Source organism: Serratia sp. BIGb0163 (genome assembly GCF_024809935.1).
Lineage (GTDB): Bacteria > Pseudomonadota > Gammaproteobacteria > Enterobacterales > Enterobacteriaceae > Serratia > Serratia quinivorans.
The window spans coordinates 221,504-244,469 of record NZ_JANUDZ010000007.1; the positions used below are offsets into that span (position 1 = coordinate 221,504).

Genomic DNA, 22,966 nt, shown 5'->3' on the forward strand with positions numbered 1-22,966 from the left:
GGTGCCAGACGGCGCCCTTATTGATCGCGCAGTTTGCGTTTCAGCCAGATGCCGTGGTGTGGGCGTTGGCTCCAGGCCAATGACGAGATGGTATGCATCACGCTCAGGTGTGAAAGAATACGCCGCAGGTGGCGCTCCATTTCGGTCACCGGCATATCTGGGTGCAAATCCGGCGGCTGCATAATGCTGTTGCCACTGCTCGGCCCGTCGTACTCCAGCCGTTGCTGACAGCTCTGCAGCGCGATCTCGCAAGATTGCAGATACTCCTCCGCCAGTTTTGGCGTCAGCATATAGTGCTCGCGCGCCAGAATAGTCATCGCATTCAGATGCTCGACAATAAACTGGCTGTGCGTCACCCACAGGCGCATATCCGCCAGATAGTTCGATTCAAACCCCGGTTCCTGCATCGCCTGATTCAGTGAGGTGAATAACGCGTTGTGCGCCTGATTGACCTGCATGCGTGCGTAGGCCAGTGCAGTGGGATCCGGCTCTTGCTCTTCCAGCAACAAACGTAACGCCTGCTGATCGTTCTCCAGCGCCTGATGGGCATTCTTGCGCAGCAGCCCGCTTTGCCACTGAGGCCACAGCCAAATGGTACTGCCGAACACCAGCACGCAGCCAATCAGGGTGTCGATCAGACGCGGCACCAGGAAATTCGTGCCGTTCAGCGCCAGTAATTGCAGGGTATAGACCGCCGTCACCGTAAAACCAATCACCGCCAATCCGTAATTTTTACGTGACACCATATAGGCCAGCAGCGTAATCACCAGCATCACGCTCAGGGTTTCGGCCTCGGGCAGTTGTAATTGCAGCAGACCGGCGGCGATCACCAGCCCGGCCAGGGTTCCGAGCGCACGGTGCTGGATGCGCACCCGGGTGGCGTTGTAGCCATTCTGGCTTACCAGCATGATAGTGAGCAGGATCCAGTAGGGTTTCGGCAGGTTGAAAATCATCCCCAGGCTGCTGCCTGCCGCCAGCGTGACGCCTAATCGTGCCGCATTACGCAGGGCATTGGATTTGAACGACAGATAACTGACCAGCGCCGGCCAAAACGGCAGGCGGTTTTGATTGGCCATCAGGTCACGCCGGTAGAGTGGATGCTGGGTACGTAGCAGACGGGCGATGCGACTGAAGTGGTAGTAGCAGAACTGACCCACCGGATTATCCGGGTGCTGTGCCGCCACTTTTTCCAATGCTGCCAGTTCATTGCCCATATTGAAGCGCTGCGAATGCTGGTGGTAGAGAATATCGTGCGCCACCGTGCGTAGCCGGCCGGCAATCACCTGTGCGTTGCGGCGGATAATCGCTTCGGCCTGGCTCTGTTCTACCAGTTTTTGTACCTCTTCCGGCAGGTGCAGGCTGACGGTGATGTGTTCCTGCAAATCCAGCGCGACCTGAAAGGTTCGTTGCAGACGTTTTTGTTCGAGGTTACTGGCGTGCGGCAGAAAGTTTAGCTGTTGATACAGCAGGGTGATCAGGTCCATCACCTTTTGCTGACGAACCAACAACGGCGGTAACGCGGTCTGTGGATCGGTATGCTGGGTCAGCAGTGAGTATTTGGCTTCGAAGTAGTCCGCCAACTCCAGATAGAGCTGATTGAGCGACTCGCGCATCGGCTGCTCTTTCCACAGTTTGAACCAGAACCAGGTGAACAGCCCGTACCAGGCGGTGCCGACCACATATAACAGCGGCGCATGCCAAAGCGGTACTGAACCGGCCATGCTGAGGGAGAAGATGGCGGCAACCAGCGCAGCGGGCAGCAGACGGGCGTGTAACGGGCTGATTTCACCGCTGACGCCGAGCAGCAGCGCCAGGCCGAGCATCAGTATCGGCAGCGGCAACTGCCATAACAGGGCTTGCTGCAGTAACAAACTGCTGAGTGCGAACAGTGAACCGCCGACGATCAGGCGTTTGAAAAAACGTTTGTGAGGCGTGTCCAGCCCGGCGATGTTACAGCAGGCGGGAACCAGGGAAAATAACAGGCCGTATTGCAGTTGGCCGATCAGCAGGCCAAGCAGTACCGGCAGGCAAAGCACCAGCGTTTGCCGCAGTGCGTAATTAACTTCCGGGTGGTAGATCAGTCGGCGCCACATGATGACTCGGGGCATAAAAAAACGGCGCGAATCATCGCGCCGTTTTTTCAGTAATTAACGCGTGCCGTAAACGACAATAGTTTTGCCGTGGGCGGAGATCAGGTTTTGATCTTCCAGCATTTTCAGAATACGACCCACGGTTTCACGTGAGCAACCGACGATCTGGCCAATTTCCTGGCGGGTAATTTTAATCTGCATACCATCCGGGTGGGTCATGGCATCAGGCTGTTTCGCCAGGTTCAGCAGGGTTTGCGCGATGCGGCCCGTAACGTCCAGGAAAGCAAGGTTACCCACTTTCTCAGATGTGATCTGCAGACGGTTTGCCATCTGAGCTGACAGGCGCATCAGGATGTCCGGGTTAACCTGAATCAACTGGCGGAATTTCTTATAGGAAATTTCAGCCACTTCACAGGCGGTTTTCGCCCTAACCCAGGCGCTACGCTCCTGACCTTCTTCAAATAATCCAAGCTCGCCGATGAAATCCCCCTGGTTAAGGTAGGACAGGATCATCTCTTTACCTTCTTCATCCTTAATCAGCACCGCGACGGAGCCTTTGACGATGTAGTAAAGCGTTTCGGCCTTTTCACCTTGGTGAATCAGCGTACTTTTGGATGGATATTTGTGGATATGGCAATGAGACAGGAACCATTCGAGAGTAGGGTCTGTTTGCGGTTTGCCGAGAACCATTCGCTGTTATCCTCTGTTGTTATCGCTGCCTTGTGTCACAGGGGTCAGAGTTCCCTGTAAAACGTGCTGTCGCCGTTCTTTTAATGGTGGCTGGCAGCAGGTTTTGAGGCGTGTCATAAATATACGCTGTCGCCCTAGCATATTAACTTGCCGGGAGAGCTGCAAGCTACATTCTGTTAACATACCGGTAAAGGAGCCTTTCCCTGGGAGTTTCCCTGAAATCAGTGTCCCGGAAAGATTTATTGCGGCTCTGTTTGTAGCACAGAGTGAGGCGGGTGTCTTGTGTTGTCTCGCTTCAGCATGATTAGCATCAGGTTCCGTTGCCAGTTTCTATGCGAAAGCGTAGTCTGATTTTAAGAAATTAACCGGAGTGACCAGTATGCAGGCAAGAGTTAAGTGGGTGGAAGGGTTGACGTTTCTGGGTGAATCCGCGTCTGGCCATCAGGTGCTGATGGACGGCAACGCCGGGGATAAAGCCCCCAGCCCAATGGAAATGGTACTGATGTCGGTGGGAGGTTGCAGCGCGATAGATGTGGTGTCGATCCTGCAAAAAGGACGTAACGATGTGCGCGACTGCGAGGTGAAATTAACCTCCGAGCGGCGTGAGGAGGCACCACGACTGTTTACCCATATCAACCTGCATTTCATCGTCACCGGTAAAGATTTAAGTGACAAAATTGTTGAGCGCGCGGTGAATCTTTCCGCCGAGAAATACTGTTCGGTGTCATTGATGCTGAGCAAGGCCGCCAGCGTGACCCACAGCTTTGAGATCCGCGCAGTGTCCTGACGGATAAAGGAGCGCGGCTTGTTGCCGCGCTCCGGTAAGCTATTCGATTTTTTTGCCTTCCAGCAGTTGCTGCACCAGCGGCGCCATAATCAACTCCATCGCCAGCCCCATTTTGCCGCCCGGCACCACCAGCGTATTGATATGCGAGATAAAAGATCCCTGCAGCATCGCCAGCAGATAAGGGAAATCGATCTGGTCCAGGCCACGGAAGTGGATCACCACAAAGCTCTCGTCCAGCGAGGGGATCGCCTTGGCGGCGAATGGGTTGGAGGTATCTACCGTCGGCACCCGCTGGAAGTTGATATGGGTGCGGGAAAACTGCGGCGTGATGTAGTTGATGTAGTCTTCCATCGAACGTACCACCGAATCCATCACCGCTTCACGAGAGTGGCCGCGCTCGCCGGTATCGCGGATTAACTTTTGGATCCATTCCAGGTTAACGATAGGCACCACGCCGACCAGCAAATCGACATGCTTGGCCACGTCGTTGTGCTCGGTCACTACGCCGCCGTGCAGCCCTTCATAAAACAGCACGTCGGTCGGTGCCGGTAAGGCTTCCCACGGGGTAAAGGTACCTGGTACCTGGTTATAGGGCACCGCTTCATCGTAGGTGTGCAGATACTTGCGTGAACGGCCGGTGCCGTTGGTGCCGTATTCGCTAAAGCTTTGTTGCAGCAGACCAAAGTCGTTGGCCTCGGGGCCGAAATAGCTGATATGACGGCCAAGATCGCGCGCTTTGCGGATCGCCGCGTCCATTTCCGGCCGGGTATAGCGATGGAAACTGTCGCCTTCCAGCTCCGCGGCGCGGATGTTCAACTGCTGAAAGATTTTACGGAACGCCACGCTGGTGGTGGTGGTGCCGGCGCCGCTGGAGCCGGTCACTGCGATAACGGGATGTTTGGCGGACATGGTGATGGGTCACTCCGTGTTTAATGCGCCGGTGTCAGATATCATTATTGGTCTGTTTGACACCCTTTCGCCTAGGGCAAAATACTGCGCGTTGGTTTGCAATCCCTCATTGTTACCTGATTTTTTCCGTCAGTCATAGAACCGATAAGCACTAAATTTCTTCTTGTCCGGCGCGGAACTGCCCGCGCGGCATGATGTTGATGGTCTCATGCAGTTCGGACCACACCAGCAGCACCTCGCCGTTTTTCAGCTGGCGGCGCACGTCTTCCACTTTCTGTTCCAGCGAACGTTCATGCTCGCCGTAGTCGGTACCTTCGCGCAGCACAAAGGACTCGATCAGGCTATTGAGGGTCTCGGTTTCCAGTTCTTTCCAGGGGATGATCACTTGGTTGTTTCCAGGTAAGGGGCAAGCCAGGATGGAATACGGTATTCCAGCCACATATGGGGTTTTTTCAATGTGCCGCCGACAAAACCGACGTGACCGCCAAACTCGGTCAATTGATATTCAATATTGTGCGGCAGCGTGGCGGTTTCGGGGATCACTTCGTCGGTCATAAAAGGATCGTCCTTGGCATGGATGATCAACAGCGGCGTTTGGATCGACGGTAACAACGGCAGGGCGCTGCAACGGCGGTAATAATCGGTGGCGTCGCTAAAGCCATGGATGCGCGAGGTAATGGCATCATCAAAGTCGCGGATCCGACGCAATGCCTTGAGCTGCGGCAGTTTGAGCGGCAGCGTATCAGGATAGTGCAGCAGTTTGCGGGTGGCGTTTTGTTTCAACTGCCCGAGCAGGTAGTGCTGATAGACCCGCGAGAAGCCTTGGTCCATCCGCCACGAACAGGGCTCCAGCATCAGTGGTGCAGAAACCACCACCGCCGCCTGCAGCAGGCTGTCGGCGCCCTGTTGTGCCAGATAACAGGCCAGCATGTTGCCGCCGAGCGAAACGCCAACGGCAGCGGTGGGGGCTTCTCCGTAGGTAGCACGCAGCCACTGGAGGAAGAAGCGTGCATCTTCCGTTTCACCGGAATGGTAGATACGCTGCTTGCGGTTCGGCACACCGCTGCAACCGCGAAAATGCATTACCACCCCGAGCCAGCCCTTTTCACGCCAGGCATTGAGTTGGCCATGGGCATAGGGGCTGTAGAAGTTGCCTTCCAGGCCGTGGAACAGCACCACTCGCGGCTTGCCGCTGGCCTGAGCCGGATCTTCGCTCCAGGCGAGATCGACAAAGTCGCCGTCGGGCAGTTCCAGCCGTTGCCAGTGGGGTTTCAACTGCACGCGGCGACGCACCAGCCGTGGCAGCAGCGTTTGCAGGTGTGGATTACTGGCCCCGGTCAAAGGGCGAAAGGATTCATGCATAACCTGAGTAAAATTCTTATTGGCAACTATTGTGGGATGATTAGTGCGCTGTTAGCTTCACTAGCCTGAGTTAACAATAATACTGCAAAAAATGACCTGGGTGAGGAGCGCCCGCCTGATGGATGCGAGTTTATTTCTTTCGATGTTAGGTTTTCTGTGGGTGGCCGCGATCACACCTGGCCCCAACAATATGTTACTGACCACTTCCGGTGCCAACTTTGGCTTTATGCGTTCACTGTTGCTGATGATTGGCATCATGCTCGGCATGCAAAGCATTTTGCTGCTGGTGGCGTTCGGCGTCGGCAGCCTGATTCTGGTTTATCCGGCGCTGCATCTGGTGCTGAAAATTCTCGGTAGCCTGTATCTGCTGTGGCTGGCATGGAAAGTGGCTACCGCCGCTTATGAAAAGCTGGAAACCGACGTGGCACCGCCCAAACCGATACGGCTCTACCAGGGTTGGCTGCTACAGTTCCTTAATCCCAAAGCCTGGCTGATGGCGCTGGGGGCGGTGGCCAGCTTCAGCCTGGCGGGTGCTCAATACAACGCCTCGATTCTGGCGATCTCACTGGGCATATTCGTGGTGAACATCATTGCCGGCGTGATTTGGTTGGGATTTGGCACGGTGATTGGCCGACTGCTGCGGAGCAAAAAGGCCTGGATCATTTTTAACGTTTCTATGGGGTTGCTCACCGCGGCCTGTGTGTTACTCATCTGGCATTAAGGAATTGCGAATGGCAGAAAATTACTTCCATATTGCGGCCTTCACCGGTAAAGGGTTTCGGGGCAATCCGGCCGGCGTCTGCCTGTTGAAGCAGCCGTTGTCGGCTGCGGAGATGCAGGCTATCGCCAATGAACTGAGCCTGCCGGAAACCAGCTTTGTCTGGGACGATGGCGATATGTCGGCCATCCGTTGGTTTACTCCCCAGCGAGAGGTCGATTTGTGCGGTCATGGCACGCTGGCGGCGGCACACGTGATGTTCAGCGTGGTGAACCCGGCGCTGCAGGATATTCGTTTCCGCTCGGCGAGCGGCGACTTGTACGTTAAACGCGACGCCGAAGATGGCGAACGCCTGGTCCTGGATTTCCCGTCCCGGCCGCCGCTGAAGGTTGTGGAGCCTGAAGGGTTGGCGGCGCTGCTGGGGGCTAATCCGCAGGAAGTGTGGCAGGCCAATGCGCTGTTGGTGGTATTGGAAAACGAAGCGCAGGTCAGGGCATTACAGCCGGATATCCCGGCACTGATTGCCCTGGTTGGCCGGGCCGTGATTGTCAGTGCTCCGGGTGAGACGGCGGATTTTGTCTCGCGTTATTTTACCCTCGACGGCGGCGAAGATCCGGTGACCGGCTCCGCACACTGCACGCTGATGCCCTACTGGAGCGCACGTCTTGGTCGCCATCAGCTGCACGCCCGGCAGATTTCGGCGCGCGGCGGCGAGTTGTTCTGTGAGCTGAAGGGCGATCGCACCTTGATTGGCGGCTATGCGCACACGTTTTTGCGTGGGGAATTGAGCTTGTAATCAGGCTGAGCCACGCTCAACCAGCCGCCACTCAAGTACTTCATTGCGCGGTGGTTGTTGCGGATTTTTGATTTTTTCCAGCAGCAACTGCACGCTGCGCACGCCGAACTGGTGCATCGGTTGTTCGACGGTGGTCAGCGGTGGCGTGGTGACGGCCCCGAATGGCACGCCGTCAAAGCCCATTACCGCGACATCTTCGGGAATGCGCAATCCCTGTTGGTGCAGGGTGCTCATCGCCCCACCGGCGATCACGTCGGAGATGGTGAATACCGCATCCGGTCGCGGCCCGGCATCCAGCAGGCGAGCCATGGCCAACGCACCGGCGGCATATTCCAACCCCTCGACGTATTCCACCTGACAATAGTCGAATCCGGCTTCGGCCAGCGCCTGTCGATAACCTTGCTCTCGCTGCTGCGAGTAGAGATAGCGCATGTCGCTGTTGATCAGGGCAATACGTCGTCGGCCCCGTGCAGCTAAATAACGCACGCCGGCCCTCGCCGCCTGATGGTTGTCGATGGTGACTGAAGAGGCACGGAACTCGGGATCGCCTTCGCCGCATTGTACCCAGGGAAAATCGCCAATCATTGCGGTCAGGCCGGGCAGGCAACTGACGGCGTCCATGGTAATCACGCCGTCGACCACTTTACCGCTCAGCAGGCTGAGATAGGCGGACTCCCGGGTTGGATTGGATTCGGAGTTGCACAGCAAAATGTGGTAGCCGTGGCGTTCGGCTTCTTCTTCGATACCGCGTACTACCAGGGAACAAAAAGGATTGGTGATACTGGAAACCAGTACCAGCAGCATACGGCTACGCGAAGTGCGTAGCTGACGTGCCAGCAGGTTGGGTTGGTAGTCGCATGCGCGGATCGCCGCCAGTACCTTGTCGCGAGTGGCCGGTTTGACGATTTGCTGGCCGTTCAATACCCGTGAGACCGTCGCGGCAGAGACGCCGGCGAGTTTCGCCACCTTTTCGATCGACATGGTTTGCTGTTCCTTCTGCCCAATTGCCCCGCACAATATGCCCAAGCGCGGCAAAAAGTCTGCGCCTGGCCTCAGGATTGTGATGTGGGTTACAAATTCATCTTATCAGCCCCTTTCAACAGATTAATCAGGTTGCCGAAAAAAAGAAATCGATTACATTTTGCTCATGGTGAAAATGAAATCGATTACATTTTGCGATTTCACGTTATTTCGCTGAACCCATAATCTGAAAAGAGGGGGCGGATGCAGGTGCAACTGAGAGTAGCGGAAAACAGTGATCGCCAGGCGGTCGCACAACTGATTCATCTGTCGACCAATGCCTGGTATCAACGCCACGGCATGGGCGCCATCTTTTCCGCAGCACCGACCAGCTGCGGGCTGTTTGTTGACGTCTATCGCCATCTGGATCCCGGACAGCACTGGGTTGCGCACGATGAACAGGGCGTGCTGTGCGGTTCCTGCTTCTTTCACCCGCGTGAAACTCATCTCGGGCTGGGCATCATGAATGTACATCCCGACTACTTTGGTCGTGGTATCGCCGTGCAGCTGATGGCGAAAGCCGACGAACTGGCGGGATCGCTACCTATACGCCTGATTTCCAGCGCGTTAAATCTGGACTCCTACGCGTTGTACCACCGTGCCGGCTTCATGCCCTATGCGATTTATCAGGATATGGCGATCCCGGTGCCGGTAGAGGGATTTTCCTTCCCCAGTCTGACGCGCGGCAGAGTGCGCGCCGCCCAGCCAGATGATCTGCCCGGCATCCTGCAGTTGGAACGAATGCTGTTGGGCATCGAACGTCGGCGCGATATTGACTACTTCCTCAATGACGCCAGCGGGCTATGGCGCACTGCCGTGTGGGAACTTGACGGCAGCATGGGCGGTTATCTGGCTTCGGTGGCGCATCCGGCTTCCCGCCTGTTGGGGCCGGGCTGTAGCCACAGCGAAGAGATTGCCCTGGAGTTGATCGGTTGGATGCTGGATCGCCACCATCGCGGTACCACGCCTGTGGTGCTGGTACCGGCGCAACGTTCCGCCCTCAGCCAGGTGCTGTTGCAGTGGGGCGGGCGGATTTGTGAATTGCATTTGGCGCAGGTGAAAGGCCGTGCGCTACAACCCGGCGGTGTGGTTATGCCGTCCTTCCTGCCGGAAAGCGGTTAGACAACACCACAACAAGACCAATGGGGGAATTATGCAAACTGACAGCGCGGTCCTGGGGACCAAAAGCGTCACATTCAAATGGGTGGTGCCGCGGTTGGCACTGATGATGTTTCTGCAGTTCTTTGTTTGGGGGGCGTGGTACGTCACGCTCGGCGTAGTGATGGGTAAGTTCGGCCTGGCGGCGATCATCGGCGATGCTTACTCGACCGGGCCGATCGCTTCGATTCTGTCACCGTTTGTGCTGGGCATGCTGGTCGATCGCTTCTTCGCATCGCAGAAGGTGCTGGGGGTGCTGCATCTGATCGGTGCCGGGTTGTTGTGGCTGATGCCCGGCTTCTTCAGCAGTGGACAGAGCGGCCTGTTGTGGATCATTTTCGGTTATATGTTGTGTTATATGCCGACTATCGCTCTCAGCAACAACGTGGCGTTTTATAGCCTGAGCAACAGCGAAAAAGCCTTTCCTGTGGTGCGGGCGTTCGGCACCTTTGGCTGGATTGTCGCTGGGCTGATCGTCGGTGCCAGCGGATTGTCAGACAGTACCGGTATTTTCACACTGGCGGCGGTGGCCTCGTTGGTGTTGGCCATTTACAGCTTCACCTTGCCACACACCCCGGCACCGGAACGCGGCAAACCGATAAAAATGCGTGACCTGCTGTGTGCCGATGCTTTCGCCATGCTCAAGCAGCGGCACTTCCTGGTGTTTATCATCTGCGCGACGCTGATCTCTATCCCGCTGGCGGCCTACTATGCCTATGCCGCGCCTTTCATCGCGGCGACCGGTTTCAGCAATGTCGGCGGGGTGATGTCGCTGGGGCAGATGTCCGAACTGTTCTTTATGCTGCTGATCCCGTTTCTGTTTGTACGGCTGGGCATCAAGGTGATGCTGTTGATTGGCATGTTGGCGTGGTTCCTGCGCTACGTGATGTTTGCGCTGGGGATTACCGAAGAACTGCGCTGGATGATTTACCTCGGCATCATTCTGCACGGTATGTGCTACGACTTCTTTTTCGTGATCGGTTTTATCTACACCGACAAGGTGGCCGGTGACAAGGTCAAGGGCCAGGCCCAGAGTCTGCTGGTGTTGTTCACCTATGGTCTGGGCATGTTGATCGGTTCGCAAATCAGCGGTGCACTGTTCAATCGTTTGGTGACGGCGGAAGGGGCGGCAGCGCTGCCACAGTGGCAGAGTTTCTGGTGGTATCCGGCCATCGGTGCGCTGGCGATCGCGGCACTGTTCTTCTTCACCTTCAATTACCGGGAAATCCCGCAGGGGGAGCAACGCGATGACTGATTTGCGTGTGCTGGTGGTGGGCTGCGGCAATATGGGGGCTTCACATGCTGAAGCCTATCACGATATGGACGGCGTCGAGATTTGCGGCTTGGTGGCGCGCGGTGATTCGCGGCATCGGCTCAATACCCGGTTGGGGGGCGGTTACCCGGTGTTCAGTGATTTCGCCCAGGCGCTGACGGTGACGCGTCCGGATGCGGTTTGCCTGACCACCTGGCCAGATACCCATGAAGCCTACGCGTTGGCGGCGCTGGCTGCCGGTTGCCATCTGTTCATTGAAAAACCGCTCGCCACTACCTTGGTCGGTGCGGAGCGAGTGATTGCCGCCGCGCGGGCCGCCGGGCGGCAACTGGTGGTCGGCTATATTCTGCGTCACCATCCGTCATGGCAACAATTTGTCGAATTGGCCCGTGACCTGGGCAAACCGCTGGTGATGCGCATGAACCTCAATCAACAGAGTCACGGTGCGATGTGGGATGTGCACCGCAATTTGATGCAGTCGCTGTCGCCGATTGTCGACTGTGGCGTGCATTACCTTGACGTGATGTGCCAGATGACCCAGTCGGAGCCGGTCAGCGTCAGCGCCATCGGAGCACGACTGAGTGAGGAGCTGCCGCCGGAAATGTACAACTATGGCCAGTTACAGGTGCGTTTTGCCGATGGCTCCGTTGGCTGGTACGAAGCCGGCTGGGGGCCGATGATCAGCGAAACCGCCTACTTCGTCAAAGACGTGATTGGACCGCGTGGCTCAGTCTCGATCGTCGCGCGGCAGGCGGATGCGGATTCAGATAACGTCGACGGCCACACCCGTACCGACTCGTTGCGTATCCACAGCGCGGCGTTGGATAGCACTAATCAGTTTCTCCAGTCGGACCGCTGGATTGACTGTCAGGACGAACCGGACCATTTGGCGCTGTGCCTGAGCGAGCAGCGCTATTTTCTTCAGGCGATCCAGGACGGGTTGGATCTCGACCGGCATTGGCAGGATGCCCTGAACAGCCTGTGGGTGGTACTGGCGGCGGACGAAGCGGTGCGCAGCCGGCAAACAGTAATGTTAGGGAGGTCATCAGCATGAAAACCATTCAGGGGCCGGGGCTGTTTCTGGCCCAGTTTATCGGCCCGCAGGCGCCGTTTGATTCGCTGGACGGGTTGGCCGCTTGGGCCGCCGGGCTGGGGTTTAAAAGCCTGCAGATCCCGACCACGTCCCCTGCTATTTTTGATCTCAAGCGGGCGTCCCACAGTCAGGAGTATTGTGACGAGGTGCGCGCGTTGCTGGCGGGGCACGGCCTGACGATCTCCGAGTTATCCACCCATTTGCAGGGGCAACTGGTGGCGGTGCATCCGGCTTACGATCCGGCTTTTGACGGCTTTGCTCCGGTTCAGGTACGCGGCAATTCTCAGGCCCGGCAAGCATGGGCAACGGAGCAATTGCTGATGGCAGCGCAGGCATCGCAGAGGTTGGGATTAGCCGCACACGTGACTTTTTCTGGCGCGCTGGCCTGGCCCTATTTTTACCCCTGGCCACCGCACAATGCGCTGTTGCTGGAGGAAGCCTTCGGGCAACTGGCACAGCGTTGGCGGCCGATCCTCGATGCTTTTGACGACGTCGGTGTTGACCTCTGCTATGAACTTCACCCAGGGGAGGATCTGCATGACGGTGTGACCTTTGAGCGCTTTCTACGGCAGGTTGGCAATCACCCGCGTTGCCATATCCTGTATGACCCCAGCCATCTGCATTTGCAGCAGATGGACTATCTTGGCTTTATTGATGTTTATCACCCGCGCATTCGGGCGTTTCACGTCAAGGATGCTGAATATCGGCCCAATGCTCGCAGCGGCGTGTACGGCGGTTATCAGCCGTGGCTGGAAAGACCCGGACGCTTTCGTTCACTCGGCGATGGGCAGATCGACTTCCCGGCAATTTTCAGCAAGCTGGCGCAGTACGATTTTCCCGGCTGGGCCACGCTGGAGTGGGAGTGCTGTCTGAAATCGCCGGAGGCCGGTGCGCGGGAAGGGGCTGAGTTTATCGCCCGCCATATTATTCCGGTCGCTGAGAGGGCGTTTGATGATTTTGCCGCCGTCAGCGGTGAACGCAAACAGGTCAGACAGATGTTGGGTATGGGAGAGCAACCATGAGATTACGCTTGGGGATGGTCGGCGGTGGCGAAGGGGCCTTTATCGGCGCAGTGCATCGTCTGGCGGCGCGGATGGACGATGAGTTTGAGCTGGTAGCCGGGGCTTTCTCTGCTGATTGGGAAAACTGTCGCCGCACCGGCGAACGGCTACACCTCGACCCACAGCGCTGCTATCACGATTTTAAGCAGATGGCGCAGGCAGAGGCGGCGCGCGAAAACGGCATCGATGTGGTGGCTATCGTCACCCCCAATTATCTGCATGCGCCGGTGGCGACCGCGTTTCTTAACGCCGGCATCGACGTCATCTGCGACAAGCCTCTGTGCAACAGCTATGCCGAGGCGTTGCAGTTGGCCGAGACGGTGCAGCGTAGCGGAAAGCAGCTGATATTGACCCATAACTACAGTGCCTATCCGTTGGTGCGCGAGGCGCGTAGTCGGGTATTAGCCGGTGAATTGGGGGCGATCCGCTTTATCGAGGTGGAGTATTTGCAAGAATGGCTGGCGCAGCCGCTGGAACTGACCGACAACAAGCAGGCTGGCTGGCGTTCCCAGCCAGAAAAGGCCGGGGCCGGCTGTATTGGTGATGTGGGTACCCATGCCTGGCAGTTGGCGCACTTTGTCAGCGGCCTGTTGCCGCAGGCGATCAGCGCCGAACTCACTGCGTTTATTGCTGGGCGCCAGATAGACGACGATGTGCGGGTGCAGATGCGCTACGCCAACGGTGCCAGAGGCCGACTGTGGGCCAGTCAGGTGGCTTGTGGCCATGAGAACGGCCTGCGGTTGAGAGTCTATGGTAGCGACGGCAGCCTGGAATTTTGTCAGGAACAACCGAATCAGTTGCGGATGCGGCCCCGGGATGCGCCAGCCTATTGCATAACCCGCGCCTCTTCATTCCAGTATGTGGAGAACCGTTCACTGGCACGGGTACCGGCAGGGCATCCTGAAGGCTATCTGGAAGGATTTGGTCAGATTTACCGCGAGGCGGCGGCACGATTGCGGAATGGGCCGCAGGCGGCTCCCCTGTTACCGGGGATTGAGACCGGGGTGCAGGGCATGGCATTTATCGATGCAGCCCAACGTAGCAGTGCTGCCGGCGGGCAATGGATCGACCTGAATTAATTTATATTCCCATAAGTAATAACGCAGTTTTTTTTATTCTTTTATAGCTCGTCACCGCTCAGATAAAACTGTCAGCAACTGAACAGACTTTTATCAACGGAGCGATCATGGCGAGCAAACACTTTTCATTACGCGGCGCGGCACTGCTGGTGTTATCACTTGCTGCGGCTAACGCCTATGCGGTGGACGTGACCGTGGCGTACCAGACTTCGGCGGAACCTGCCAAGGTGGCGCAGGCGGAAAACAGCTTCGCCAAACAGTCTGGTGCCACCGTTGACTGGCGTAAATTCGACAGCGGCTCCAGCGTGCTACGCGCGTTGGCCTCCGGTGACGTGCAGATCGGTAATATCGGTTCCAGCCCACTGGCGGTGGCCGCCAGCCAAAAACTCCCTATCGAAGTCTTCCTGATCGCCTCCCAGCTCGGCAGCTCCGAAGCCCTGGTGGTGAAGAAAGAGATCAAAACCCCGCAGGATTTGATCGGCAAGCGAATCGCCGTGCCCTTTATCTCAACCACCCACTACAGTCTGCTGGCCTCGCTCAAACACTGGGGCATCAAGCCTGAGCAGGTCAAAATTCTCAATCTGCAACCGCCGGCCATTGCCGCCGCATGGCAGCGCGGTGACATCGACGGAGCCTACGTCTGGGCGCCGGTAGTCAATGAATTAGCCAAGCAGGGCAAGGTACTGACCGATTCCGCCCAGGTTGGACAATGGGGCGCGCCGACGCTTGACGTCTGGGTGGTGCGCAAGGACTTTGCCGAAAAACACCCGGAAGTGGTGACCGCCTTTGCCGCCAGCGCGTTGAACGCCCAAAAAGCCTACCTGGCGCAGCCGGAGCAGTGGCTGAAGGATAAAGGCAATCTCAACACGCTGTCCCGTTTGAGCGGCGTGCCGGAAGAACAGATACCGGTGCTGGTGAAGGGCAATACCTATTTGCCGGTGGCGGAGCAAATAACCCAACTTGGCCAGCCGGTGGACAAGGCTATCCGTGATACCGCCGAGTTCCTTAAACAGCAGGGCAAAATTCCGCAGGTCGACGGTGATTACAGTGCCTACGTCACCGATCGCTTTGTGAAACAGGTGCAGGCTGCGCCGCAGTCGTAGGGGAGCAGCATGTTAAACGTTAATCACCTTTCAGCAGAGTATCAGGGGCGCCCTGCGCTGCGCGACGTCTCGTTCCAGATTGACGCCGGGCAACTGGTGGTGGTGCTTGGCCCTTCGGGCTGCGGCAAAACCACGCTGCTGAATTTGATCGCCGGGTTTATCGAGCCTTCAGCTGGCAGCATCACGCTTGACGAAGTTCCCGTAAAAGGCCCCGGAGCCGAACGGGGCGTGGTGTTCCAGCATGAAGGTTTACTGCCGTGGCGCAACGTGGTGGATAACGTGGAGTTTGGTCTGCAACTGGCCGGCGTCGGCAAACAGCAGCGACGTCAGGTGGCACAAGAGATGTTGCAACGCGTCGGATTGGCCGGCTATGAACAGCACTTTATCTGGCAACTCTCCGGCGGCATGCGCCAGCGGGTAGGGATTGCCCGTGCGCTGGCTGCCGATCCGCGCCTGTTGTTGCTGGATGAGCCGTTTGGCGCGCTGGATGCATTTACCCGCGAACAAATGCAGGAACTGCTGTTGACCATCTGGCGGGATACCGGCAAACAGGTGCTGCTGATCACCCACGATATTGAAGAAGCGGTGTTTCTGGCCAGTGAACTGCTGTTGCTGTCGCCGGGACCGGGGCAGGTGGTGGAACGCCTGGCGCTTAACTTCGGCCAACGTTATGCCAACGGCGAGGCGTGCCGTTCGATCAAGTCCGACCCTGAATTTATCGCGCAGCGCGAATATGTGCTGGGCAAAGTCTTCCAACAGCGCGAGGCCTTGCTATGAGCCTGCATTCCGCCCTCAAAGAAGTTGTTCAGCCGCAGGCTGCAGCCCCGACGCGCCGTTTTAGCGTACCGCGTAACCTCTGGCTGAGCAGCGCCACCCTGCTGGTGGTATTGGCCATCTGGTGGGGCGTGACCGCGCTGAACCTGATCAGCCCGTTATTTCTACCGGCACCGCAGCAGGTGCTGCATCAACTGATTACCATCGCCAGCCCGCAAGGCTTTATGGACGCCACGCTATGGCAGCATTTGGCCGCCAGCCTGGGGCGCATTCTGGTGGCGCTGTTGGCGGCGGTGATTATCGGTGTACCGGTGGGTATCGCCATGGGGCTGAATGATACGGTGCGCGGCATTCTCGATCCGTTGATTGAAATTTACCGCCCGGTGCCGCCGCTGGCCTATTTACCGCTGATGGTGATTTGGTTCGGCATTGGCGAAACCTCGAAAATCTTGCTGATTTATCTGGCGATCTTCGCCCCGGTGACATTGTCTGCCGTAGCCGGTGTGCGCAGTGTGGCGCAGGTTCGTGTGCGGGCCGCCCGTGCGCTGGGGGCCAACCGTTGGCAGTTGCTGCGTTTTGTGGTGCTGCCTAGTGCCTTGCCGGAGATTTTAACCGGCATCCGAATTGGGCTGGGGGTCGGTTGGTCGACGCTGGTGGCCGCAGAACTGATCGCCGCCACCCGCGGCCTGGGATTTATGGTGCAATCCGCCGGTGAGTTTCTGGCTACCGACGTGGTGCTGGCCGGTATCGGTGTGATTGCGATTATTGCATTTGGGCTGGAGCTGGGGCTGCGTGCCCTGCAGCGCCGATTGACCCCGTGGCACGGAGTAAACCAATGAACGAACGTTTAAATATCACCCCATTGGGGCCTTATATCGGTGCGCTGGTGGAAAACGTTAATCTGGCACGCCCCCTGGGTGATGGCCAATTCGAACAGCTCTACCATGCGTTGCTGAAACATCAGGTGCTGTTTCTGCGTAATCAGCCGATCACCCCGTTGCAACAGCGGAATTTGGCCGGTCGCTTCGGCGACCTGCATATCCATCCGGTCTATCCGCAAGCCGCCGATGTGAAAGAGATTATCGTGCTGGATACCCATGACCATAATCCGCCGGACAATGATAACTGGCATACCGACGTGACCTTTATCGAGAATCCGCCGCTGGGGGCGATTCTGGCGGCGAAAACCCTGCCTTCCACCGGTGGCGATACGCTATGGGCCAGTGGTATTGCGGCCTATGAAGCGCTGTCTGAGCCGTTCAGGCAATTGCTGGCCGGGCTGAAGGCGGAGCATGATTTCACCAAGTCATTCCCGGAACACAAGCATCGCGGCAGCGAAGAAGAGCGCCAGCGCTGGCAGGTAGCGGTACAGAAAAATCCGCCGTTGCTGCATCCGGTAGTGCGCACGCATCCGGTCAGCGGCCGGCAGGCCCTGTTCGTCAATGAAGGTTTTACGACGCGGATTGTTGATCTGGCACCGAAGGAAAGCGACGCGCTGCTGAACTTTCTGTTCGCCCACATCACCAAGCCGGAGTTTCAGGTGCGTTGGCGTTGGCAGGAAAATGACATTGCCATCTGGGATAACCGCGTGACGCAGCATTACGCCAACGCGGATTATCTGCCGCAGCGGCGCATTATGCACCGCGCGACCATTCTGGGGGACAAGCCTTTTTATAAGGCTTAAAGGTCAAACTCGTTGGTGAACTGTTCCAACTGCTCTTGCGCATCCAGCCAGGTCATTTCCGTTTCTTCCAACGCGGACTTGGCCTGGCTTTGCTGTTGCAGACAACGCGTCAAATCGGCCTTGCGGCTGATGTCGTACAACGCGGAATCCGCCAGCTTCTCTTCCACCGCCGCCAGTTCGGCACTCAGTTTTTCCATCTGCTGTTCCAGCTTGGCGATCTGCTTGCGCAGCGGCTGAGTCTGGCTGCGGAACTCGGCTTCCCGACGTTTCTGATCTTTACGGGCCTGCGCGCTGTTGGCGTTGTTTTCCTTGTCCGGCGCGTCCTGCTGGTTTTCCTGACGTTGCAGGTCAACCAGCCATTGCTGATAGTCGTCCAAATCGCCGTCGAACACTTCCACCTGGCCATCGTGCACCAGATAGAGATCGTCAGTGGTGGAGCGCAACAGGTGACGGTCGTGCGAGACCACCACTAACGCGCCTTCAAAGTCGATCAGCGCTTCGGTCAGCGCCTGACGCATATCCAGATCCAGGTGGTTGGTCGGTTCATCGAGCAGCAGCAGGTTAGGGCGCTGCCAGACAATCAGCGCCAGCACCAACCGCGCCTTTTCGCCACCGGAGAAACGTTCGGTAATCTCGGTGACCTTATCGCCCTGGAAGCCAAAACCGCCCAAATAGTCGCGCAGCTGCTGTTCCAGCACCCGAGGGGCGATGCGGCTCAGATGTTGCAACGGGGATTCGTCGGCGCGCAAGAACTCCAACTGATGCTGGGCGAAGTAACCCAGCTTGATGCCCTTCGCCAGACCAATCTCACCGCTGAGCGGCTCCAGCGAACCGGCCAGCATTTTGATCAGGGTGGATTTACCGGCGCCATTACGGCCCAGCAGACCGATACGTGAGCCGGGCACCAGGTTCAGTTTGATCGAGTTCAGGATCACCTTGTCGCCATAACCGGCGCTGACCTTCTCCATGCGCAGCAGCGGGTTCGGCAGGCTTTCCGGCTGGCGGAAGCTGAAGCTGAACGGGTTATCGACGTGGGCCGGTGCAATCAGCTCCATGCGTTCAAGCATTTTGATACGGCTTTGCGCCTGCTTGGCCTTGGTGGCCTGCGCGCGGAAGCGGTCAATGTAGCTTTGCAGATGCGCCACTTTCTCCTGTTGGTTCTGGTACAGCGCCTGCTGCTGTGCCAGTTTGGTCGAACGTTGACGTTCGAACGAGGAATAGTTACCGGTATATTCGTTAATGGTTTCTTGTTCGATATGCAGAATCTTATCGACGATCGGATCAAGGAAATCGCGGTCGTGCGAAATCAGCACCAGCGTGCCTGGGTAGCTTTTCAACCAGCGTTCCAGCCAGATCACCGCGTCCAAATCCAGGTGGTTGGTCGGTTCGTCGAGCAGCAGCAGGTCTGAACGACAGACCAACGCTTGTGCCAGGTTAAGGCGCATACGCCAGCCGCCCGAGAAGGCGCGTACCGGATTGAGCAACTGTTCGTTGGAAAAGCCCAGGCCGTGCAGCAGGCTGGCGGCGCGAGAACGGATGGTCCAGGCATCAAGGGCATCCAGTTTACCGTGCAATGTGGCGATGGCGTGGCCGTCGTTTTTATCGTTTGCCACCTGCAATTCGGCTTCAAGCTGGCGGAATTCGCGGTCGCCGTCGATCACATACTCAAGCGCAGGGACGTCCAGCGCCGGTGTTTCCTGATTAACCCAGGCCAGGGCCCAGTTGCTTGGAAAGGTGTAGCTGCCGCCGTCCGCGGCCATCTCGCCCTTCAGCAATGACAGCAACGTGGATTTGCCGCAGCCGTTTTTACCCACCAGGCCGACCTTCTGACCTGGATTAACCGTCGCCGTGGCGTTGTCCAACAGGACGCGGGTGCCGCGTCGGATTTGTAGCGAGGAAAATACAATCATAAAGTGCCGTATGTTCAGAGTATGTTAAATTGAGTGAGTTCTAAGTTAACAGGACGCAGACTGTCCTATTATTAGTCTTTGCGGAGCATGGTAACGGAAAACCGCTACCCTGACGACGCTTTGGAGGGGAATGATGTCGCAGCCGCCGAAGGTCTTGCTGCTGTATGCCCATCCGGAATCCCAGGACTCGGTCGCGAATCGGGTTTTGCTTCGACCGGCACAGCAGTTGGAACATGTCACCGTGCACGATTTATACGCGCACTATCCTGATTTTTTTATTGATATTCACCACGAACAACAACTGCTGCGTGAACATCAGGTCATTGTTTTTCAACATCCTCTCTATACCTACAGTTGCCCGGCCCTGCTGAAAGAATGGCTGGATCGCGTGCTGTCGCGTGGTTTTGCCAGCGGCATGGGGGGCAATGCGCTGGCGGGAAAATACTGGCGTTCGGTGATCACCACCGGTGAACCGGAGGGCGCCTACCGTACCGGCGGTTATAACCGCTATCCGATAGAAGATATTTTACGCCCGTTTGAATTGACCGCCGCCATGTGCCATATGCACTGGCTGACGCCGATGCTGGTGTATTGGGCGCGTCGGCAGAAGCCAGAGGTGCTGGAAAGCCATGCCACGGCGTATGGCGACTGGTTGCGCAACCCGCTGCCACACGGAGGGAGGTAAACATGGAAGGCTCAACCTTACTGACCGCAATTTTACTGTTTCTGTTCGCTGCGGTGGTCACGGTGCCGATTGCACGCCGCCTGGGTATTGGCGCGGTCTTGGGCTACCTGATCGCCGGCATTGCCATCGGCCCCTGGGGGCTGGGCTTCATTCGCGACGTCGACGAGATCCTGCACTTTTCCGAACTGGGCGTGGTGTTTCTGATGTTTATCATCGGCCTGGAGCTGAACCCCAGCAAGCTGTGGGAGTTGCGGCGTTCAATCTTTGGCGTCGGTGCCGGACAGGTGCTGATCACCGCCGCGGTGCTGGGGGCCTTGCTTTATCTGACCCATTTTGCCTGGCAGGCCGCCGTGATAGGCGGTATCGGGCTGGCGATGTCGTCAACCGCCATGGCGTTGCAGCTAATGCGCGAGAAGGGCATGAACCGCAATGAGGGCGGCCAACTGGGGTTCTCGGTGCTGCTGTTCCAGGATATGGCGGTGATCCCGGCGCTGGCGCTGATCCCGATCCTCGCCGGGGCCGGGGGCAGCAGTGACGACTGGGCACAAATTGCACTCAAGGTGGCGGCGTTCGGCGGCATGCTGATTGGCGGGCGGTTCCTGTTGCGGCCACTGTTCCGCTATATCGCCTCTTCCGGAGTACGCGAAATCTTCACCGCTGCCGCTCTGCTGGTGGTGTTGGGGGCGGCGATGTTTATGGATGCGCTCGGCCTGTCGATGGCGCTCGGCACCTTTATCGCCGGCGTGTTGCTGGCGGAGAGTGAATATCGCCATGAGCTGGAAATTTCAATCGAGCCATTCAAGGGGCTGCTGCTGGGGCTGTTCTTTATCTCGGTGGGCATGGCGCTGAATATCGGCGTACTCTATACCCATCTGGCCGAAGTGCTGCTGGGCGTGGTGCTGCTGGTGGCGATCAAGTCGGGCGTCCTGTATTCGCTGTCGCGTATTTTTGGCCTGCGCAGTTCGGTGCGTTTGCAGTTTGCCGGCGTGCTTAGCCAGGGCGGCGAGTTTGCCTTCGTACTGTTTTCGGCGGCGGGCACGCAGAAGGTGCTGCAGCCCGATCAACTCGCGCTGTTGCTGGTGGTGGTGACCTTGTCGATGATGACTACGCCGCTGTTGATGCAAATTATTGACCGTATTCTGGTGCGCCGATACAACGCCAGGGATGAAGACGAAGAGACACCCTATGTGGAGGACGATGACCCGCAGGTGATCATCGTCGGCTTCGGGCGTTTTGGTCAGGTGATCGGCCGATTGCTGATGGCCAACAAGATGCGCATCACCGTATTGGAGCGCGATGTCAGCGCCGTTGGCGTGCTGCGCCGCTACGGTTACAAGGTATATTACGGCGACGCCACCGAGCTGGAGCTGCTGCGTGCGGCCGGTGCGGCGAAGGCCAGGTCGATCGTGATCACCTGTAATGAGCCGGAAGACACTATGGAAATTGTGCGGCTGTGTCAGCAGCATTTCCCCGATCTGAGCATTTTGGCGCGAGCACGCGGTCGTGTTGAAGCGCACGAATTGCTGCAGGCCGGGGTCAAGCAGTTCAGCCGCGAAACCTTCTCCAGCGCGCTGGAACTGGGGCGAAAGGCACTGATGGAGTTAGGTATGCATCCGCATCAGGCCTATCGTGCGCAACAGCACTTCCGCCGGCTGGACATGCGTATGCTGCGTGAATTGATGCCGCCGCATCACGGCGATGTGGCGCAAATTTCCCGCGTGAAAGAAGCGCGGCGTGAGTTGGAAGAACTTTTCCACCGAGAAATGCAAAAAGAGAGTCGCCAGTTCGACGGCTGGGATGAATACGAATAATTTGGAGCACTGAGATGTCTGCAACACGTAAAAGATTTATCGCCGGAGCAGTCTGCCCGAGCTGTAAGGCTATGGATACGCTGGCAGTTTGGCGTGAAGACCAGGTCGAAGTGGTGGAGTGCGTCAAGTGCGGCCATCACCAGCGACAGACCGAAGAACAGGTGGAAAAGCACGTCCGGCCGCAGGAGCAGGTGATCGGTATTTTCCATCCGGAGTAGCGTTATCGGGCGCGATTTTTTATGCTGAAGGGTACAGCGGGAAAGATTTCCGATACAATCTGTCCGGTTAAGGCGCGGCCCCCATGACGGTTGCGTCCAAGTATCCAACGGTAGGAGATATCATGAAAGTAGCAAAAGACTTGGTGGTCAGCCTGGCTTACCAAGTACGTACAGAAGACGGTGTGTTGGTTGATGAGTCTCCGGTGAGTGCGCCGCTGGACTATCTGCATGGGCATGGTTCACTGATTGCGGGTCTGGAAAAAGCACTCGAAGGCCACGAAGCGGGCGATCGTTTTGACGTGAATGTTGGCGCTAACGATGCGTACGGCAACTACGACGAAAACCTGGTGCAGCGCGTGCCGAAAGACGTCTTTATGGGCGTTGACGAGTTGGAAGTGGGTATGCGCTTCCTGGCTGATACCGATCAGGGCCCAGTGCCAGTCGAAATCACCGAAGTGGACGGCGACCACGTAGTGGTTGACGGTAACCACATGCTGGCGGGTCAGAACCTGAACTTCAACGTGGAAGTTGTCGCGATCCGCGAAGCTACCGCTGAAGAACTGGCGCACGGCCACGTACATGGCGAGCACGATCATCATCACGACCATGAACACGGTGAAGGCTGCTGCGGCGGTCATGGCCATGACCACGATCATGACCATGCACATGACCAGGCTCCGGCCAAGAAAGGCGGTTGCGGTAACGGCGGTTGCGGTTGCCACTAATCGCAATGCTGTAACGGCAA

The 22,966-nt window shown here is 57.5% G+C and carries 23 protein-coding genes; 16 read left to right on the forward strand and 7 right to left on the reverse strand.

Annotated elements, in window-relative coordinates; genetic code table 11:
- Window positions 1-17: 17 nt before the first annotated feature.
- Both M2406_RS21295 and crp read right to left on the reverse strand, forming a co-directional pair.
- On the reverse strand, window positions 18-2,093 hold the full coding sequence (locus M2406_RS21295) for a YccS/YhfK family putative transporter (RefSeq protein ID WP_115183619.1): 2,076 nt from the start codon (window positions 2,091-2,093) through the stop codon (window positions 18-20).
- Between the two features lie 54 nt (window positions 2,094-2,147).
- Complete coding sequence (crp, locus tag M2406_RS21300; RefSeq protein ID WP_004718520.1) at window positions 2,148-2,780, reverse strand: cAMP-activated global transcriptional regulator CRP; 633 nt, start codon at window positions 2,778-2,780, stop codon at window positions 2,148-2,150.
- Between the two features lie 379 nt (window positions 2,781-3,159).
- On the opposite strand from crp, the gene M2406_RS21305 reads away from it, so the two are divergent.
- Complete coding sequence (locus tag M2406_RS21305; protein ID WP_012147257.1) at window positions 3,160-3,567, forward strand: OsmC family protein; 408 nt, start codon at window positions 3,160-3,162, stop codon at window positions 3,565-3,567.
- Window positions 3,568-3,606: 39 nt separating this feature from the next.
- Here M2406_RS21305 and M2406_RS21310 read toward each other — a convergent pair whose 3' ends face one another.
- The 3 genes from M2406_RS21310 to M2406_RS21320 form a co-directional block, all read right to left on the reverse strand.
- A complete protein-coding gene (locus tag M2406_RS21310) occupies window positions 3,607-4,476 on the reverse strand; it encodes a phosphoribulokinase (RefSeq protein WP_012147256.1) in 870 nt (289 codons plus the stop codon).
- Between the two features lie 151 nt (window positions 4,477-4,627).
- A complete protein-coding gene (locus M2406_RS21315; RefSeq protein ID WP_012147255.1) occupies window positions 4,628-4,861 on the reverse strand; it encodes a YheU family protein in 234 nt (77 codons plus the stop codon).
- Window positions 4,858-5,838: a hydrolase gene (locus M2406_RS21320; protein WP_012147254.1), complete on the reverse strand. Its 981-nt coding sequence runs from the start codon at window positions 5,836-5,838 to the stop codon at window positions 4,858-4,860. Before M2406_RS21320 ends, M2406_RS21315 begins: the two co-directional genes overlap by 4 nt.
- Window positions 5,839-5,956: 118 nt before the next feature.
- Here M2406_RS21320 and M2406_RS21325 point away from each other — a divergent pair, with 118 nt between their 5' ends.
- Both M2406_RS21325 and M2406_RS21330 read left to right on the forward strand, forming a co-directional pair.
- Complete coding sequence (locus M2406_RS21325; RefSeq protein ID WP_012147253.1) at window positions 5,957-6,559, forward strand: LysE family translocator; 603 nt, start codon at window positions 5,957-5,959, stop codon at window positions 6,557-6,559.
- Between the two features lie 10 nt (window positions 6,560-6,569).
- Window positions 6,570-7,352 carry a PhzF family phenazine biosynthesis protein gene (locus M2406_RS21330; RefSeq protein WP_259191312.1) on the forward strand — a complete coding sequence of 261 codons (783 nt, stop codon included), beginning with the start codon at window positions 6,570-6,572 and terminating at the stop codon, window positions 7,350-7,352.
- Here M2406_RS21330 and M2406_RS21335 read toward each other — a convergent pair whose 3' ends face one another.
- Window positions 7,353-8,333: a LacI family DNA-binding transcriptional regulator gene (locus M2406_RS21335; protein WP_012147251.1), complete on the reverse strand. Its 981-nt coding sequence runs from the start codon at window positions 8,331-8,333 to the stop codon at window positions 7,353-7,355.
- A 243-nt stretch (window positions 8,334-8,576) separates the two neighbouring features.
- On the opposite strand from M2406_RS21335, the gene M2406_RS21340 reads away from it, so the two are divergent.
- From M2406_RS21340 to tauD, 9 genes are all read left to right on the forward strand, one after another.
- On the forward strand, window positions 8,577-9,494 hold the full coding sequence (locus M2406_RS21340; RefSeq protein WP_126501841.1) for a GNAT family N-acetyltransferase: 918 nt from the start codon (window positions 8,577-8,579) through the stop codon (window positions 9,492-9,494).
- A gap of 31 nt (window positions 9,495-9,525) precedes the next feature.
- Window positions 9,526-10,785 carry an MFS transporter gene (locus tag M2406_RS21345; protein WP_115183622.1) on the forward strand — a complete coding sequence of 420 codons (1,260 nt, stop codon included), beginning with the start codon at window positions 9,526-9,528 and terminating at the stop codon, window positions 10,783-10,785.
- On the forward strand, window positions 10,778-11,857 hold the full coding sequence (locus M2406_RS21350; RefSeq protein ID WP_259191315.1) for a Gfo/Idh/MocA family protein: 1,080 nt from the start codon (window positions 10,778-10,780) through the stop codon (window positions 11,855-11,857). Before M2406_RS21345 ends, M2406_RS21350 begins: the two co-directional genes overlap by 8 nt.
- A complete protein-coding gene (locus M2406_RS21355) occupies window positions 11,854-12,918 on the forward strand; it encodes a sugar phosphate isomerase/epimerase (protein WP_259191316.1) in 1,065 nt (354 codons plus the stop codon). The genes M2406_RS21350 and M2406_RS21355 overlap by 4 nt, the downstream gene beginning before the upstream one ends.
- Window positions 12,915-14,036 (forward strand): Gfo/Idh/MocA family protein, encoded by a 1,122-nt coding sequence (locus tag M2406_RS21360; protein ID WP_259191317.1) that lies wholly within the window; start codon window positions 12,915-12,917, stop codon window positions 14,034-14,036. The genes M2406_RS21355 and M2406_RS21360 overlap by 4 nt, the downstream gene beginning before the upstream one ends.
- A 107-nt stretch (window positions 14,037-14,143) precedes the next feature.
- Window positions 14,144-15,139 (forward strand): taurine ABC transporter substrate-binding protein, encoded by a 996-nt coding sequence (gene tauA, locus M2406_RS21365; protein ID WP_017894260.1) that lies wholly within the window; start codon window positions 14,144-14,146, stop codon window positions 15,137-15,139.
- 9 nt (window positions 15,140-15,148) lie between these two features.
- Window positions 15,149-15,916, forward strand: coding sequence for a taurine ABC transporter ATP-binding subunit (gene tauB, locus M2406_RS21370; RefSeq protein WP_017894259.1), 768 nt, complete (start codon window positions 15,149-15,151; stop codon window positions 15,914-15,916).
- Complete coding sequence (gene tauC, locus M2406_RS21375) at window positions 15,913-16,752, forward strand: taurine ABC transporter permease TauC (RefSeq protein WP_012147242.1); 840 nt, start codon at window positions 15,913-15,915, stop codon at window positions 16,750-16,752. Before tauB ends, tauC begins: the two co-directional genes overlap by 4 nt.
- Entirely contained in the window at window positions 16,749-17,597 is an 849-nt protein-coding gene (gene tauD / locus M2406_RS21380; protein WP_012147241.1) for a taurine dioxygenase, read from the forward strand. Before tauC ends, tauD begins: the two co-directional genes overlap by 4 nt.
- Here the strand turns inward: tauD and M2406_RS21385 are convergent.
- A complete protein-coding gene (locus tag M2406_RS21385; RefSeq protein WP_012147240.1) occupies window positions 17,594-19,507 on the reverse strand; it encodes an ABC transporter ATP-binding protein in 1,914 nt (637 codons plus the stop codon). The two genes, tauD and M2406_RS21385, sit on opposite strands and share 4 nt — an antisense overlap.
- A gap of 133 nt (window positions 19,508-19,640) precedes the next feature.
- Between M2406_RS21385 and kefG the strand changes: the two genes are divergently transcribed.
- The 4 genes from kefG to slyD all read left to right on the forward strand — a co-directional run bounded on the left by kefG (window position 19,641) and on the right by slyD (window position 22,946).
- Window positions 19,641-20,192: a glutathione-regulated potassium-efflux system ancillary protein KefG gene (gene kefG / locus M2406_RS21390; RefSeq protein ID WP_012147239.1), complete on the forward strand. Its 552-nt coding sequence runs from the start codon at window positions 19,641-19,643 to the stop codon at window positions 20,190-20,192.
- A gap of 2 nt (window positions 20,193-20,194) precedes the next feature.
- A complete protein-coding gene (gene kefB, locus M2406_RS21395) occupies window positions 20,195-22,003 on the forward strand; it encodes a glutathione-regulated potassium-efflux system protein KefB (protein ID WP_012147238.1) in 1,809 nt (602 codons plus the stop codon).
- A 14-nt stretch (window positions 22,004-22,017) separates the two neighbouring features.
- On the forward strand, window positions 22,018-22,221 hold the full coding sequence (locus M2406_RS21400; protein WP_012147237.1) for a YheV family putative zinc ribbon protein: 204 nt from the start codon (window positions 22,018-22,020) through the stop codon (window positions 22,219-22,221).
- 122 nt (window positions 22,222-22,343) lie between these two features.
- Window positions 22,344-22,946, forward strand: a complete 603-nt coding sequence (slyD, locus tag M2406_RS21405; RefSeq protein WP_012147236.1) for a peptidylprolyl isomerase — start codon at window positions 22,344-22,346, stop codon at window positions 22,944-22,946.
- The last annotated feature ends 20 nt before the right edge of the window (window positions 22,947-22,966 follow it).

Excerpts from the sequence above, each read along its gene's own strand:
- kefB (WP_012147238.1), top strand. The coding sequence starts at position 20,195 with ATGGAAGGCTCAACCTTACTGACCGCAATTTTACTGTTTCTGTTCGCT.
- tauB (WP_017894259.1), top strand. The coding sequence starts at position 15,149 with ATGTTAAACGTTAATCACCTTTCAGCAGAGTATCAGGGGCGCCCTGCG.
- tauC (WP_012147242.1), top strand. The coding sequence starts at position 15,913 with ATGAGCCTGCATTCCGCCCTCAAAGAAGTTGTTCAGCCGCAGGCTGCA.
- M2406_RS21345 (WP_115183622.1), top strand. The coding sequence starts at position 9,526 with ATGCAAACTGACAGCGCGGTCCTGGGGACCAAAAGCGTCACATTCAAA.
- M2406_RS21335 (WP_012147251.1), bottom strand. The coding sequence starts at position 8,333 with ATGTCGATCGAAAAGGTGGCGAAACTCGCCGGCGTCTCTGCCGCGACG.
- M2406_RS21350 (WP_259191315.1), top strand. The coding sequence starts at position 10,778 with ATGACTGATTTGCGTGTGCTGGTGGTGGGCTGCGGCAATATGGGGGCT.
- M2406_RS21320 (WP_012147254.1), bottom strand. The coding sequence starts at position 5,838 with ATGCATGAATCCTTTCGCCCTTTGACCGGGGCCAGTAATCCACACCTG.
- slyD (WP_012147236.1), top strand. The coding sequence starts at position 22,344 with ATGAAAGTAGCAAAAGACTTGGTGGTCAGCCTGGCTTACCAAGTACGT.
- M2406_RS21310 (WP_012147256.1), bottom strand. The coding sequence starts at position 4,476 with ATGTCCGCCAAACATCCCGTTATCGCAGTGACCGGCTCCAGCGGCGCC.
- M2406_RS21360 (WP_259191317.1), top strand. The coding sequence starts at position 12,915 with ATGAGATTACGCTTGGGGATGGTCGGCGGTGGCGAAGGGGCCTTTATC.
- M2406_RS21340 (WP_126501841.1), top strand. The coding sequence starts at position 8,577 with ATGCAGGTGCAACTGAGAGTAGCGGAAAACAGTGATCGCCAGGCGGTC.
- tauA (WP_017894260.1), top strand. The coding sequence starts at position 14,144 with ATGGCGAGCAAACACTTTTCATTACGCGGCGCGGCACTGCTGGTGTTA.
- M2406_RS21330 (WP_259191312.1), top strand. The coding sequence starts at position 6,570 with ATGGCAGAAAATTACTTCCATATTGCGGCCTTCACCGGTAAAGGGTTT.
- kefG (WP_012147239.1), top strand. The coding sequence starts at position 19,641 with ATGTCGCAGCCGCCGAAGGTCTTGCTGCTGTATGCCCATCCGGAATCC.
- M2406_RS21305 (WP_012147257.1), top strand. The coding sequence starts at position 3,160 with ATGCAGGCAAGAGTTAAGTGGGTGGAAGGGTTGACGTTTCTGGGTGAA.
- M2406_RS21355 (WP_259191316.1), top strand. The coding sequence starts at position 11,854 with ATGAAAACCATTCAGGGGCCGGGGCTGTTTCTGGCCCAGTTTATCGGC.
- M2406_RS21295 (WP_115183619.1), bottom strand. The coding sequence starts at position 2,093 with ATGTGGCGCCGACTGATCTACCACCCGGAAGTTAATTACGCACTGCGG.
- M2406_RS21325 (WP_012147253.1), top strand. The coding sequence starts at position 5,957 with ATGGATGCGAGTTTATTTCTTTCGATGTTAGGTTTTCTGTGGGTGGCC.
- M2406_RS21400 (WP_012147237.1), top strand. The coding sequence starts at position 22,018 with ATGTCTGCAACACGTAAAAGATTTATCGCCGGAGCAGTCTGCCCGAGC.
- crp (WP_004718520.1), bottom strand. The coding sequence starts at position 2,780 with ATGGTTCTCGGCAAACCGCAAACAGACCCTACTCTCGAATGGTTCCTG.
- tauD (WP_012147241.1), top strand. The coding sequence starts at position 16,749 with ATGAACGAACGTTTAAATATCACCCCATTGGGGCCTTATATCGGTGCG.
- M2406_RS21385 (WP_012147240.1), bottom strand. The coding sequence starts at position 19,507 with ATGATTGTATTTTCCTCGCTACAAATCCGACGCGGCACCCGCGTCCTG.